The sequence below is a fragment of the Domibacillus sp. DTU_2020_1001157_1_SI_ALB_TIR_016 genome (genome assembly GCF_032341995.1).
Classification (GTDB): domain Bacteria; phylum Bacillota; class Bacilli; order Bacillales; family Domibacillaceae; genus Domibacillus; species Domibacillus indicus_A.
On the sequence record NZ_CP135439.1, the window covers coordinates 2928246 to 2941766 of the forward strand.

The following is a 13521-nucleotide window of genomic DNA, read 5'->3' on the forward strand; positions in this document are numbered from 1 at the left end:
CCTTTTTACATGGAAAAGCGGTATTCCATAGGGGATACCGCTTTTTTTCATACAGCTTGTCAGCGGAATTTATCAATCCGTTCTACCCATTTGATTTGATCAAATTGAACAAGAAACACTTTTTTCTTGACTTCATGCTTATGCTTTTCTTTTTTCACTTTCACAACAATCTCAATAAAATCATTGCCTACAAAAGTAATTCTTCCTTGAACAATCTTTTCTCCTTCAAGGGCAACCTTCACATGCTCACCGATCAGCTGCCGAAAGCGAAACGCCATGCTGCTTCTTAATCCGCTCAAGCGGATGCGAAAGCGATCGTCGCACAAACATCTATCCATAAAATGACGGTTACCATCTCCATGTCCACAGCGGCTGCATGAACACTGATGACGGAAATCGTGGTGCTGGTGTTGGTTGTGCGAATGAAACCGGCTGAAGGAATCGCCTTTATTGCAGCCGCAGGAATGTTGATGGTGTTTTCCAAAATCTTGACAATCGCAGTTTAGTATACTCATATTTTTCCTCCTTTCCCATTAAAGTGAAGTGTTCGGACTGAGAAAAGCGCAGGCTGTAAACCGTTTCTCTCTTTTATCTGCTTCTCACAGCCTACTATTATCCTATGCTTAACTAGTAAATCCGAATAAACTACCGCCCCCTCTTTTCAGAAAAAAATAGAATTATTTTCCAAGTCACCAGTGAAAAACGATCACATACGATATGAAGAAAGCATAACGTTGTTTTTTTACATGTGATAAAAAGGAAAGCTTGAGCAAAAGGAAGTGATCCTATGCAGGAACATTCTGATTTTGATGATTCTTTTGATCATGAAGAGTGCTGTTCAAAAAGCGAAAACAGGCCGGCTTTTCCGTCACCTCCCTCTTGTCTCCCTGAGAGACAGCAGGCGAAGCTTGAAGCTAAAATCGAGGAAGCCAATACCCTGCTGCTGAATCTTGCTTTGTCGAACGAACAGTCAGAAGAAGGACGAAGAGTATCATTTGAAGGACTAGTCGGCCAATGGGCAGAAGTTGTGCTTACGCGTGAAGGAGAAGCAGGACTGCCTGCTGTTAAAAAAGGGAATCGAATAAAAATAAAAAACAGTAAAGAAAGTTTATTTAAGAAAAAGCTGGCAGCGAGAAAGCGCAGAAAAAGACGGGCTGTCCGGCCGAAAGCGCATGCCGGCAAAAAAAAGCTGCCGCAAGTAACGCTGCCTAAAAGCAGCGTGCTTCTTTACAAGCAATCCGGCCGTGTTCAGCTGGCTGGACGTAATTTCGTGCTCCTCAAGAAAAAAGAGCAGGAAATGATCATTCCTTTTTCAAAAATACAATCGATCAAGTCCTTTACACGCCATCGCGGACTCGATAAAGATCCAGCTTTGCTTGATATTGACCCGGCACTTCGACGTGCACTTATGTTTAAATTCGGAGAAACGGTTGCTTCTTCTCCCGAATTGATTCACCTTTTCTTTAAAATGACACTCCCTATTTTCTTATTGGGTTATATCGACAAAAAGGTAAATATTGTATTAGCCAGAAATAACATAGCCGGCCATATTCATGAAGTGGATGAAGAAACAGTTACGATCGTCACAGCTAAAAGAAAGCAACGTGTAATTCCTTTGGATTCCATTTATTTGATTGTTTCATCATCCCTCTAATAAAGCAGTTGTTATCTTTTCGTAATTTTTCTTCTCCAGATCCGTTTTATACTGACTGCTCCGACTCTTCAGTGATAAAAAAAGGCCGGCCCCTTTCAAACGAAGGGGCCGGCCTTTTTTTATTGCCCAAACTCCTGAATCCTTAAAAAGCAAAAAACAAAATAAATTTAAATATTTTCACCGCCAACTCCACATCCTACGTAAAGGCATGACCAATCAGTGATGGTCCATCCGCTCATTGTTTACCCGGTATTGCGCTCTTATTGTATGCAGGAAAGCATAACGGCCACGATTTTAAAGATGGAGGAGGAACGAACACGATGAAATATGTATCAGCATTGTTAATAAAATTTGTCATGGTAACGCTCGTTCTTTGGATTATTCTAGGCGGATTCTTTAATATTTCCTTGGGTGACATCTTCACAATAAGCGTTGTGCTCACTGCTGCCGGATTTCTGATTGGGGATTTATTTATTTTACCGAAATTCGGAAATCCTACAGCATCTGCTGCTGATTTCGTCTTAACACTTATCGTTGTTTGGCTGCTGGGAGCCCTTTTATTTGAACCGCGTATTTCATTATGGGCAGCCGCTCTTTTATGTGCCGTTGTCATTGCGATTGGCGAGTATTTTTTCCATATGTATATGCTCAAGCAGGGACCCGCTGGACAATCTCAGCAAAACAAGAAAAAGGCCGGCGGCCAAAATGCTGGCAAAAACGCCAACCAGGCTGTATCCACTTTCAAATATCAAACCGAAGCTGGCTCCGATATGGCGGTTCGACCGAATGTCAACAAAGCCAATATTGAGCAACAAGGCGCCGTCATTCAAGATCAAAAAAAGAAAACCATTTCAGTGGACCGATATCAAACCGAAGCCGGCTCCGATATCTCTGTAAAACCGGCTGACGAGCAAAATAAAAAGAACAAACAAGGCGAAGCGGCAAAGTCTGAGAAAAAACAAAAAGACTCAACCAGCCAATACGGGACAGAAGCTGGCCTTGATATGTCCTTCGCTTCCCGTATTCAAAAAACCGGGAAGAACAGCAAGAAGGGCGTGTCAGCACAATCTGAGAAAAACCAGCAGAATTCGTCTGATCAGTATGGCACAGAAGCCGGTTCCGATATGTCCGTTACTTCCGGCAATAAAAAAGCCGGGCAAAGCAACAAGCAGGGCGGCTCGGCACAATCTGGGAAAAATCAGCAGAATTCATCCGATCAGTATAGTACAGAAGCCGGCTCGGATACATCCTTTACTTTCGGTAATCAAAAACCTGGACGGAGCAACAAACAGGGCAGCTCGGCACAAACTGGAAAAAGCCAGCAAAATGCATCGGGTCAATATAGTACAGAAGCTGGCTCGGATACGTCTTTTACTTTCGGCAATCAAAAACCCGGACGGAGCAACAAACAGGGCAGCTCGGCACAAACTGGAAAAAGCCAGCAAAATGCATCGGATCAATATAGTACAGAAGCCGGTTCCGATACATCCTTCACGTTCGGCAATCAAAAACCGGGACGAAGCAACAAACAGGGCAGCTCGGCACAAACTGGAAAAAGCCAGCAAAATGCATCGGATCCGTATGGCACAGAAGCTGGGTCTGATATGTCTGTTGCCTCTTCTAACCAAAAAACCGGTATGAGCAATAAACAAGGGCAGCCGTCACAGTCCGGAAAAGCGGATCAAGGCTCAAGCGATCCATACGGTACAGAAGCCGGCTGTGAGCTGACTATTATAGATGTACCAAGAAAACGCAAGAAGATGAACCTGAAACGAAAATAAAGCAGGACCACATAAAGCCAATCCTTTATTAAAAAGGATTGGCTTTATGTTTTGGCACCTGTTTTAAAAATCAAATATACGTTTATACATATTCTTCTTTCCTTTATCCCTGCATATAAAAGCTGGCTCCATCCACTTGTTCAATTCCTGCTTTTTTCAATTCCCTCACCAAGGCAAAAAGGGCATTATCTTTTTGTTTCGCTTCAATCATGACATCGATTTGCGGCACGCTTCCTTTCACACGATGAAGAAAATGCAGAAATTCCTTTTCATCAATAAAATCCGCATGGGCTCTGAAATCTTCTTCTGACTTTGGACTCGACATATGCATTTTCACTGGCAGCGCAGAGGATTGCCATGTAGCGGTGACGCGCTCCCATGCCGCCTCCCATTCTGCTTCCTTTTCATGGTTGGCTGCATGGTGATGATAATCGAACACCGCCGGAACACCAAGCTTTTCACATAAGTACAGCGTTTCATTGATCGTGAAGGTTTTATCATCATTTTCAAGCATTATCATGCGCTGCAAAGGAGCGGGAAGAAGCCCCCAATTTTCCACAAACTGCTCGAGTGCCGCTTCTTTGTCACGATAGCCGCCGCCTACGTGTACGACACATCGATGTTCAGGGGCAATCCCCATTCCTTTTAACAGCAGCCGGTGCATACGGAGTGTTTGAACAGCCGTTTTTAAAATATCAGGTTTTGGCGAGTTTAACACAACAAAATGATCCGGATGAAAGTCAATCCGCATGTCCTGATGCTCTTTTAAATACGAGCGAATCGCCTTCAAGCTTTCTCCGAGCGGCTTTATGTAATTCCAATCCGAAAGTTCCGGGTGATTCGCCATTGGAATCAGTTTGGAACTAAGCCGAAAAAAGTGGATATCATGCGCTGCATTGTGCCGAAGCAGCCGCAGACAATTGTGGAGATTTGACATCGCAATGCGTTCTAGTTTATGAATGGCCGCTTCCCTGTTCCCAATTTTTGAAAACTGGGCATGGGTCATTGTTTGAGAAGGAGAACCATTTTGAACATTCATGCTCATAGCTGCGTAACCGAGACGGACCAGCGTCATTCTTTCACCCCTTTTCTTTCTATTTTATCCAAAATAAAAGACGGCATACCCGTCAGAAAGAAAGAACACTTTTCAATATTTTTTGCCCTTTGTCCTCATACTACGTTTTGAGGTGAAAAATATGTACAAACTGTTATCTCATAATGACCTGGACGGTGTTTCATGCGGGATTTTAGCAAAGCTTGCCTTTGGCTCTGATGTGAGTGTCCGCTACAATTCCATTTCCGGACTAAACCAGGAAGTCGAATGGTTTTTAGAAAATGGAGATCCGGACACGTTTCTGTTTATTACCGATTTATCCGTGAACGAAGAAAACGAAGAAAAGCTGAACCAGTTTTATCAAAACGGCGGAAAAGTTCAGCTGCTCGATCACCATCAAACAGCACTGCACCTGAACAACTATAAATGGGGACAGGTCGTTATAGAGGAAAAAGAAGGCCGTCCGGCTTCAGCGACTTCTTTGTTCTACGAGTACCTGCTGAAATATGAGCACCTTACACACTCGGCAGCGGTAGCTGAATTTGTGGAGCTCGTCCGGCAATATGATACGTGGGATTGGGAAAAGCTCAACAATCGAAAAGCCCAGCGGCTGAACGCCCTTTTCTTTTTAGTCTCTATCGATGAATTTGAAGAAGCAATGCTGAACCGGTTGAACACAGGCGACCACTTTTTCTTTAATGACTTTGAAGAGAAAATTCTGGATATGGAAGAAAGAAAAACAGAGCGATACATCCGCCGGAAAAAGCGCGAGGTTATACAGGCCTATGTCCACGACCAATGGGCCGGTGTTGTCCATGCGGAATCGTACCATTCTGAGCTGGGCAATGAACTAAGCAAAGAGTTTTCCCATCTCGATTACATCGCCATCATCAGTGTGGGCAGCAGGCGGATCAGTCTCCGGACTATTCACGATGACGTTGATGTTTCGCGCACTGCCGGGCTTTTTGGCGGGGGCGGCCATGCAAAAGCCTCGGGCTGCTCTTTATCAGCAGAAGCGTTTGAGCTGTTTGTAACAGCTGTATTCGGCCACGAGCCGCTCAAAGAAGATGCGAAACGTAACCGCTACAACCTGCCAGACAGTTCTTTTGGCGCCCTGTACACAAATAGGCAGAATGATGGCTTTTTACTGCATCCTCTGTCTTCTGAACAATGGGGTATTGAACAAAATCATGAACAGCGGCCGGAAACGTTCACCAGCTTCGAAGAAGGAGAACGTTTTTTAAAACGGCAGGAAGCCGTCTGGCTGGCTCGTGACGAAGTATTTGTTCAGTATTTAATGAATGCGAAAAAACGCCACTCTACTCATTAAAAAAACCGTCCATCCTTTTACAGCAGGGATGGACGGCTTTATTTACACTAAAACAAGACCTTCATTCGTCTCTTGATACCCTCTAACGGCCGGCTTACCACATAGCCTATGTACAAAAACACTTCCCGGCAGAGAAACGGCATTTGGCTGTTGATCGTTTGATAAGCGGACGTTTGGGCAGGTGACGAATAAGCATTTATTCCGATTGTTTCCGCCAAAAGCATAGCACGCTTCATATGCAGCGGATCACTTACAAGCGCAAAAGTTTTCAGCTTTTTTTCTTTCGCCAGCTCGTAAGCATATTGAAGGTTTTCTTCCGTAATGGCGGATTCTGTTTCAATCAAAATGTCATCCGCCTGTACGTCTTTCTTCATCGCATAGTCTCTTGCCGCCTCCGATTCCGCTGTTTTCTCTCCACTGCCTCTTCCGCCCGTAAAAATCAGCTTTTCCACATATCCATTCTTATACAGCCAAAGGGCATGATCGACTCTTTCACGCAAAACAGGCGATGGCTTGCCGTTCCAGACCGCAGCGCCGAGTACAATAGCGGCATCTGCCTTTTGATATTCCACCTGGCTGCCGAAAGACCAGATGCGGAATGCTGTGAAGGCTGTTATCAGCAGACCGGCCGCCCCAAAAATGATCACAAGCTTCATCCATAATTTGTTGAACAAAAGTCTCCATCCTTTTTTGTGAGGCAAATATTCCCCACATCCAATATTTACTATTTTAATGTATATTCTCATCATTGAAAACCGCTCATTTTAATAAAAAAAAAACGATCATCCTCTTTCATTAATAAAGGATGATCGTTTTTTCAATTATTTGACTGCTGCTTTTTTGTTATGAATAGGCGCTACTGTAATACCTGTTGTTTCTTCAAAATCATACAAGCTGGTTGGCACATCGGTAAAACGCTCCAACTCGTTGTAAGCCGGAATCCCATGAAAAGACATATCCAGCCCTTCCTCTTCTTCCCGTTCACTTACACGCAAACCAACTGTTTTCTCACAAATGACCGCCATCATATTTCCGGCAGCCAGACCCCAGACAACCACTACCGCCGCTCCCAGCACTTGAACACCGAGCAGCTTGGCATCTCCTGTTGTAAAAAGACCTTGAGAAGAATCAAACAAACCAACAGCGATTGTACCAAACACCCCGTTGAACCCGTGGACCGCTACTGCTCCAACAGGATCATCTACTTTTAAGCGGTCAACAAGCAGTGTTGCATAAATGACAATGATGCCGCTGACCGCCCCAATGACGATGGCGCTCCAGCTTTCCACAAATGCACAGCCGGCTGTTACGGCTACAAGACCGGCAAGTACTCCGTTCATCGTCATACTCGGATCTGCTTTACCAAATTTGCTCATTGTCAGTAAAAGAGCTGTCGTTCCACCGCTCGCTCCCGCCAGCATAGTGTGCAGGGCAATCGCTGCTAAGGAAGCATTGGTTGCATCAAGTGTACTCCCCGCGTTAAACGCAAACCAGCCGAACCATAAAATAAAAGCGCCGGCAGACGCTAACGGAATATTACTTGGTGCAAATACGTTGACGCTGCCATCTGAATTAAACCGGCCTTTTCTTGCTCCTAAGCGCTTTGCCATTGCAAATGCCGCAAAGCCGCCAAGTGCATGAATTGCCGCAGAACCGGCAAAGTCCTTCATACCGAGCTGTGCCAGCCAGCCGTCGCTGTTCCAAATCCAATGGCCGGACAGCGGATAAACAAGGACACAAATCATCGCTGCTGTTAACATGTATGCTTTAAAGCTCATTCGTTCTGCTACTGCGCCGGATACAATAGATACGCAGGCAACCGCGAAGCCCATTTGAAACAACACAAATGCCGCACTAGGCAGGTCGATGGATAGAGCAATATTTTCCGGGCTGCCAAACAAGCTTGTCCCAATCAAACCAAATGCATCTTTTCCATACATAATGCCAAATCCGACCATCCAAAACGCCAGTGCGCCAATTGTTAAATCGACAAAAATTTTCATCGTCACATTGACCGCGTTTTTTGTCCGCACAAAACCTGCTTCCAGTAAACTAAAGCCGCCTTCCATAAACAGCACCATAGCGGCTGCGATGACGACCCAGATTGTATTCAAATGGATGACTTCCATCAGCTTCGTCCTCCCTGCTTCACATCATCAATTTCAACGTCCGGCTGGCCTGTACGAATATTATAAGCTTCTAGAATTGGGTACACATAAATTTTTCCGTCTCCGTCTTCCCCTGTTTGAGCAGACTTGATAATCGTATCGATCGTCGGCTCTACCATATAATCAGATAAAATGATTTCCAGCTTTACTTTCGGATGCAGTGTGACTTTGTAGCTTTTCCCCCGATACACTCCTTGTGTATCTTTTTGTTTCCCCCTGCCTACTACTTGCGAGACTGTAAAACCCGTAACACCAATATGTTTTAACCCCTTGATTGTTTCCGTGATTTTTTCTGGCCGAATAATCGCTTCGATTTTTTTCATGTCCCTCACCCTTTGTTAGATTTCCTAACATAGATTTGTTCATAATTATAACAAGATATTTCATAGAGTCAATGGTTTCATCTGGAAGTCCCTTGAAAAAGATCATCTTGAATCAACATATTGAAGAGAAAAACATGCTAATCTACTTCCCCCTTACGTTTGTTCTTTTTTAAAAAAGGAAAAACAGTGAAGAAGAATAAAAACGCAGTTTATAACAGCGAAAAGGAGTGACGTGTTATGGCAGACAAAAAAGAGCCGGAGGTTCATACTGTTCCAAATTCAAACGGCGGCTGGGATAACAAACAAGGAGGAGAAACGATCAGCCATCATTCAACCAAAGCGGAAGCGGAAAAGGACGGGCGTGAAAAAGCGAAAAAAGATAAAACAGAACATAGAATTCATAAAAAAAATGGACAAATCGGAGAATCAAACAGCTACGGACATGATCCCTATCCCCCGAAAGGATAACCGTTTCTTTTATAATAGGAGAGCCACTCAAGCAGGCGGCTCTCCTTTTCTCTATGCATTCGCAGCTGTTACCCTCTGTTTTCTTTGAGTATGAAAAGTGCGTTGAAGAGGGAGAAAGAAGGTGGCATACTGAAGCTACGTCATCTCTTAAAAAAGTGAGGAAATCCGAACGTGAAATCAGCACAAAACGAAGCAGGAATATGGGACCTGACTGCCTTTAAACTGCTTCCTTCCGCCAAGCCCCCTCCTTTCCACGGCCATACGGTTCGCCAAACGGTCTCGCCTTTCTTTTGGCGGACGAAGCTGCGTCCATTTGTACTGGAACAGCAAGGAAAACAATGCGGCATTTGCGGATGGAAACCCGAGCAGGAGCAGGATATGCGGCACCTTCACCTTCATGAAGTGGAGGAATACGACTTTACGAACAAGGTGTGCCACCTGCTCGACATCCAGCTTATTTGCCGAAAATGCCACGCTTTTCATCACATTATCCGGACGGAAATGGTTTCGACGAAAGAGCAATGGCACGATTTAATGCAGCATTTTGTTTATGTAAATGACTGTTCTCCGGATGTTGTCGAAAAATTTGACCGGATCACCGCCAAAGCCCTTCTGTCAGAAGGATTCGACTCCGAAGAATGGCACCCACGATCGGCTGAAGAAGCAGCTGAGCTGGAAGCAAAGCCGGCCCGATATACGATTCATCCCAAGATTCCATTTGCAGAAGAGCTGAAAGGGCAAATCCGTAAAAAAGGATTGCTTTATCAAACCGAATCATAAAAGCAGATGCCGGCCGGCATCTGCTGTTTTTTTCGGCAGAAAAGCCAGCTAGTCTTCTATTACTTTCGTAAACCGGCACTCTGGAAAATGGCTGCAGCCCTTGAAGGCTCCATACCTTCCAGTCCGCTTTACCAATGCCCCGCCGCATCTAGGACAGACTCCCTCACTTTTGTTTCGTTCCCTTTGCCGTTTTCCGCTTTTAATAGCCCGTACGTGCTTTTTTTCGATCGCCCGTTTTTTTCTCCTTCCCGCTTCATTAAAAGGCTCAAGCTTCTCGGTGAGCTCTCGCACAAGTACAGCATTCATGCGCTGGTTTCGGTGAGCACAGAGTGCTTCCACCAGCTGATCTGCATACAAAACACTTGCTTCCTTGAAAGGCTCTTCAAGCTCAAGCTGGGACTTTCTTGTAAAAGCGATGAATGAATAATATTTCGTTCCATTCGAATGGCCAAAAAACTCTTTTAATGCACGAATATGGCCTGCATTTTGCCAAACCGGATTGTAAAAGGTCTCTCTTCGTTTCAAGGTCTTTTGGATCCAATACTTTTCTGACTCATCACCGAAAATTCGACCGCTGAAGTTTTTGGTTTCAATTACGAAAATACCGTGCGTTGACAAAACCAGGTGGTCAATTTGCGCCGTTCGGCCATTGCTTCTTGGAATATAAAGATCATGAAAAACCGTGTATACCGATTGGTCGAGTTTGTCCAGCTCCTCTTGAACGGTTCTTTCACCAAGCACCCCCTTTTTACGTCTGGAACTGGCGGAAAACCTGGCGGCCGATATCATTATCGCGCCTAATAGAAGTAAAACAATAAAACTCATAAATCAATTCCTTTCTACCAAAATAGAACATCTGTTTTTATATCGACCGAAAAGTACAAATATAAAGCTGGTGCAAAAAAGAAAGCCTCGTTTTAACCATAAAAAAATCCACCCTAAAAGGGATTACCTTCTAGGGTGGACGTTCAATTGATTATTGTTCTTTAATCCGTGCCCGTTTCACAAAAAATACAAGAATGAGGGCGAGCACAGAAAGCCCTGTCGCGACCATAAAAGCATCATTAATGCCGTCAATGGTCGATTGCTGTACGGCCTGGGCGTAAAGAAGCTGAGTTGTAAGCTGGTTTCCTGCCGCCCCCGGCAGGTGAGCCATAGCAGACAAGCTTTGGCCAAGCTGCTCAAACTGATTGGAAAGAAAAGAGTTAGAGCTTGTAACCGTATTTTGATAAGCACCGTAATGCGCCCCTTGTCTTGTGGTCATTACCGTGACAAGAAATGCGGTTCCAATACTGCCGGCAACCTGTCTCGCCGTATTGGAAGCGGCTGTTCCATGCGAACCAAGATGGCGGGGCAGCTGGTTGAGCCCTTCTGTCATTATGGTCATCATAATAAAGGACATACCGAACATCCGCAGTACGTATAAAACCAGCAGATGACTATAACTTGTTGTCATGCTGAGCATCGTGAACTGCCATGTTGTTAAAACGGTAATCGTTAAACCGATCACGCCGAGCCATCTGGCACCTATTTTATCAAACAGCGCTCCGGCAATTGGAGACATGATCCCCATCACAATCGCACCCGGAAGCATAAGCAGTCCGGATTCGAGCGCGGTAAAGCCGCGAATGTTCTGCAGATAAATCGGAAGCAGAATCATCGCACCAAACATCGCCATATTCACGATCATGCTGACGACCGTTGTCAGTGCAAAAATATCATATTTAAATACACGCAAATCAAGCATTGGCTTATCTGTAGTCAATTCCCGCCAAACAAAAGCGATCAATGACACAATCCCGATCACGAGCGAAAGAACGACTACCGCGCTTTCCCACCCATTATTTCCAGCTTCACTGAATCCATACAGCAGGAATCCAAAACCAATTGTGGAAAACAGGAACCCGGGTAAATCAAACTTTGGATTGGTTACTTTCGTAACATCTCTCATCCACAAAAAGCTTAAAATCAATACAAGCACGCCAATTGGAATAACGATGTCAAACAGCAGTCTCCAGGAATAATGGCCGATCAGCCATCCGGATAAGGTCGGGCCGATTGCAGGCGCAAAAATCATAACAACGCCCATAAGCCCCATGGCCTTCCCGCGTTTTTCCGGCGGGAACAGCACGAAAAATACCGTCATGAGAAGCGGCATAATAATCCCTGCTCCGCTCGCCTGAATCACCCGTCCAATCATCAGCATGGTGAAGTTCACCGATAACGAACAAACGAGTGAACCGACCGTAAACAGGAGGATCGCCGTAATATACAGCTTTCTCGTCCCGAACTTGTCAATAAGAAACGCCGTAACCGGGATTAAAATTCCGTTTACGAGCATATAGCCTGTTGTCAGCCATTGAACGGTATTGGCTGAAACACCCAGATCATTCATAATATGCGGAATCGCTACATTCAGCAGCGTTTGGTTTAAAATGGCGACAAAGGCACCAAGCATTAAAGCCGTTAGAATTCTTCCCGTGTGGAAGTTTTTTGGCGCTTCCGAAGCCGTTTGTTTCGGCTCCTCGATTACTTCTTCTTTCGGCTGAACGTTTGCTTCTACATATTCTAGTGCCGGCTCTGATACAGCGGAATTTTGAAGCACCTCTGCTGTTTCTTCCGATAAATCCTGTGGAGAAGCGGCGGCCTCGTCCTCTTCTTCTTTCCGGTCCAGACGGGCTTCTGCAGGGCTTCTTCCACTCTCTTCACGCATCATAACCGTTTGATTCACGTTCTGTTTTCTTCGTTTCACCGCTCTAAAATTAAAGAGCAGCAGCACTAAAGCGCATAAAAGAACATAGACTGCTCCATATATTAACATGTGATCACCTACTTATGGATTCGCACGGTTACGTTCATACCAGGAACGATGGCTACGCCCTTGCTGTCGTCAATCGATACTTCTACAGGAACGACCTGCGTGACTTTCGTGAAGTTTCCTGTATTGTTTGAACTTGGCAGTAAAGAAAATGTTCCAGCTGTTGCCGAGCCGATTTGCGTCACTTTTCCTTTTAACGTTGAATTCGGAAAAGCGTCTACATAGATGTCCACGTCCTGCCCTACATCTACTTGATCCACTTCTGTTTCTTCAATATTAGCCGTAACCCATAAATTATTTAAATCGTACGCTTTCGCAAGCGGTGTTCCAGCAGCAACAAATGAATTTTGAATGGCTGTGCTTTGAACAATCGTTCCAGCTGTTGGAAGTGTAAGGTTCATCTGTGATGCTTGTCCATCTGTACCTGTGACAGAAAGCGTGCCAACTTTCGCGTCTTTAGAGAACTCTTCACCGACACTGCCTTTCCATTCTGTTAATTTTCCGTTTGCAGGTGCAGAAATAGTTACTTGCTGACCGGCGATTTGAGCATTGTCTGTCGTTAAGTAATTGACAGCTTTATTGTAGTAAGCATAGCCGCCTACGCCGCCGCCTACTAAAACCAATAGGATAATAATGTTAATCAAAATTAAACGCTTTGCGTTCATGACTCCTGTTCCTCCTCTGATGAGAGCTTTGTTAAAACAATTTGATGCAGGCGCAGAAGATGGGAAATTTCCTCTTCTGGCAGCTCAAGAATGTTATTTAATTTTTTTACGAGCTTCGATTCAGACGAAACGATTTGCTCGAACACAGCTTTTCCTTCTTCTGTTAAATCAATAAACACACTTCTTCGATCCTCCTGCGGAATGATCCTTTCAGCCAGCCCGCTGTGAACAAGCCGCTCAATCACACCGCTGACTGTACTGTTTGTCAGCATCAGCCTTTCAGCCAATTCTCCCAGGCTTATGTTCGGATTTAACTGAATGATATAAATGGCTTTCAGCTGCACAACCGTAATACCAAGCCGATCCGCGTCTTGCTTTATTAATTTATTGATCGCTTTATTGATCCTCCAAAAGGAAGCCAAAATTTCGTTGTTCAACACGCTGCTTATTCCTCCTTTCTTCTGTCTCTTTTATTTTCTA

Annotated in this window: 14 protein-coding genes; 5 read left to right on the forward strand and 9 right to left on the reverse strand. The window is 44.7% G+C overall.

What is annotated here, in order from left to right:
* Positions 1–59: 59 nt before the first annotated feature.
* Entirely contained in the window at positions 60–515 is a 456-nt protein-coding gene (locus tag RRU94_RS23050; RefSeq protein WP_315693185.1) for a hypothetical protein, read from the reverse strand.
* A gap of 272 nt (positions 516–787) precedes the next feature.
* Between RRU94_RS23050 and RRU94_RS23055 the strand changes: the two genes are divergently transcribed.
* Together RRU94_RS23055 and RRU94_RS23060 are read left to right on the forward strand one after the other, a co-directional pair.
* The gene (locus RRU94_RS23055) at positions 788–1654 is read left to right on the forward strand and encodes an LSm family protein (protein WP_315693186.1); all 867 of its coding nucleotides are present in this window, start codon (positions 788–790) and stop codon (positions 1652–1654) included.
* Between the two features lie 320 nt (positions 1655–1974).
* Entirely contained in the window at positions 1975–3435 is a 1461-nt protein-coding gene (locus RRU94_RS23060; protein ID WP_315693187.1) for a DUF2512 family protein, read from the forward strand.
* A gap of 103 nt (positions 3436–3538) precedes the next feature.
* Here the strand turns inward: RRU94_RS23060 and uvsE are convergent, their stop codons facing one another.
* Complete coding sequence (gene uvsE, locus RRU94_RS23065; protein ID WP_315693188.1) at positions 3539–4510, reverse strand: UV DNA damage repair endonuclease UvsE; 972 nt, start codon at positions 4508–4510, stop codon at positions 3539–3541.
* A 121-nt stretch (positions 4511–4631) separates the two neighbouring features.
* Between uvsE and RRU94_RS23070 the strand changes: the two genes are divergently transcribed.
* Complete coding sequence (locus RRU94_RS23070) at positions 4632–5819, forward strand: DHH family phosphoesterase (RefSeq protein WP_315693189.1); 1188 nt, start codon at positions 4632–4634, stop codon at positions 5817–5819.
* 47 nt (positions 5820–5866) lie between these two features.
* Here RRU94_RS23070 and RRU94_RS23075 read toward each other — a convergent pair whose 3' ends face one another.
* The 3 genes from RRU94_RS23075 to RRU94_RS23085 form a co-directional block, all read right to left on the reverse strand.
* Complete coding sequence (locus RRU94_RS23075) at positions 5867–6493, reverse strand: YdcF family protein (RefSeq protein ID WP_315693190.1); 627 nt, start codon at positions 6491–6493, stop codon at positions 5867–5869.
* Positions 6494–6640: 147 nt separating this feature from the next.
* Positions 6641–7948, reverse strand: a complete 1308-nt coding sequence (locus RRU94_RS23080; RefSeq protein ID WP_315693191.1) for an ammonium transporter — start codon at positions 7946–7948, stop codon at positions 6641–6643.
* Positions 7948–8310, reverse strand: a complete 363-nt coding sequence (locus RRU94_RS23085) for a P-II family nitrogen regulator (protein WP_251272685.1) — start codon at positions 8308–8310, stop codon at positions 7948–7950. Before RRU94_RS23085 ends, RRU94_RS23080 begins: the two co-directional genes overlap by 1 nt.
* Before the next feature lie 237 nt (positions 8311–8547).
* Between RRU94_RS23085 and RRU94_RS23090 the strand changes: the two genes are divergently transcribed.
* On the forward strand, positions 8548–8778 hold the full coding sequence (locus tag RRU94_RS23090; RefSeq protein ID WP_315693192.1) for a DUF2188 domain-containing protein: 231 nt from the start codon (positions 8548–8550) through the stop codon (positions 8776–8778).
* Positions 8779–8949: 171 nt separating this feature from the next.
* On the forward strand, positions 8950–9558 hold the full coding sequence (locus tag RRU94_RS23095) for a hypothetical protein (RefSeq protein WP_315693193.1): 609 nt from the start codon (positions 8950–8952) through the stop codon (positions 9556–9558).
* A 48-nt stretch (positions 9559–9606) separates the two neighbouring features.
* On the opposite strand, the gene RRU94_RS23100 is transcribed toward RRU94_RS23095, so the two are convergent.
* From RRU94_RS23100 to RRU94_RS23115, 4 genes are all read right to left on the reverse strand, one after another.
* Positions 9607–10383: an NERD domain-containing protein gene (locus RRU94_RS23100; protein ID WP_315693194.1), complete on the reverse strand. Its 777-nt coding sequence runs from the start codon at positions 10381–10383 to the stop codon at positions 9607–9609.
* Between the two features lie 151 nt (positions 10384–10534).
* On the reverse strand, positions 10535–12379 hold the full coding sequence (locus tag RRU94_RS23105; protein ID WP_315693195.1) for a DHA2 family efflux MFS transporter permease subunit: 1845 nt from the start codon (positions 12377–12379) through the stop codon (positions 10535–10537).
* Between the two features lie 8 nt (positions 12380–12387).
* On the reverse strand, positions 12388–13041 hold the full coding sequence (locus tag RRU94_RS23110) for an HlyD family secretion protein (protein WP_315693196.1): 654 nt from the start codon (positions 13039–13041) through the stop codon (positions 12388–12390).
* Positions 13038–13481 (reverse strand): MarR family winged helix-turn-helix transcriptional regulator, encoded by a 444-nt coding sequence (locus RRU94_RS23115; protein WP_315693197.1) that lies wholly within the window; start codon positions 13479–13481, stop codon positions 13038–13040. The genes RRU94_RS23110 and RRU94_RS23115 overlap by 4 nt, the downstream gene beginning before the upstream one ends.
* Positions 13482–13521 lie beyond the last annotated feature (40 nt).

What these genes read in the sequence shown, in the direction of transcription:
- RRU94_RS23050 (WP_315693185.1), bottom strand. Translation starts at nt 515, where the DNA reads ATGAGTATACTAAACTGCGATTGTCAAGATTTTGGAAAACACCATCAA.
- RRU94_RS23055 (WP_315693186.1), top strand. Translation starts at nt 788, where the DNA reads ATGCAGGAACATTCTGATTTTGATGATTCTTTTGATCATGAAGAGTGC.
- RRU94_RS23060 (WP_315693187.1), top strand. Translation starts at nt 1,975, where the DNA reads ATGAAATATGTATCAGCATTGTTAATAAAATTTGTCATGGTAACGCTC.
- uvsE (WP_315693188.1), bottom strand. Translation starts at nt 4,510, where the DNA reads ATGACGCTGGTCCGTCTCGGTTACGCAGCTATGAGCATGAATGTTCAA.
- RRU94_RS23070 (WP_315693189.1), top strand. Translation starts at nt 4,632, where the DNA reads ATGTACAAACTGTTATCTCATAATGACCTGGACGGTGTTTCATGCGGG.
- RRU94_RS23080 (WP_315693191.1), bottom strand. Translation starts at nt 7,948, where the DNA reads ATGGAAGTCATCCATTTGAATACAATCTGGGTCGTCATCGCAGCCGCT.
- RRU94_RS23085 (WP_251272685.1), bottom strand. Translation starts at nt 8,310, where the DNA reads ATGAAAAAAATCGAAGCGATTATTCGGCCAGAAAAAATCACGGAAACA.
- RRU94_RS23090 (WP_315693192.1), top strand. Translation starts at nt 8,548, where the DNA reads ATGGCAGACAAAAAAGAGCCGGAGGTTCATACTGTTCCAAATTCAAAC.
- RRU94_RS23100 (WP_315693194.1), bottom strand. Translation starts at nt 10,383, where the DNA reads ATGAGTTTTATTGTTTTACTTCTATTAGGCGCGATAATGATATCGGCC.
- RRU94_RS23105 (WP_315693195.1), bottom strand. Translation starts at nt 12,379, where the DNA reads ATGTTAATATATGGAGCAGTCTATGTTCTTTTATGCGCTTTAGTGCTG.
- RRU94_RS23110 (WP_315693196.1), bottom strand. Translation starts at nt 13,041, where the DNA reads ATGAACGCAAAGCGTTTAATTTTGATTAACATTATTATCCTATTGGTT.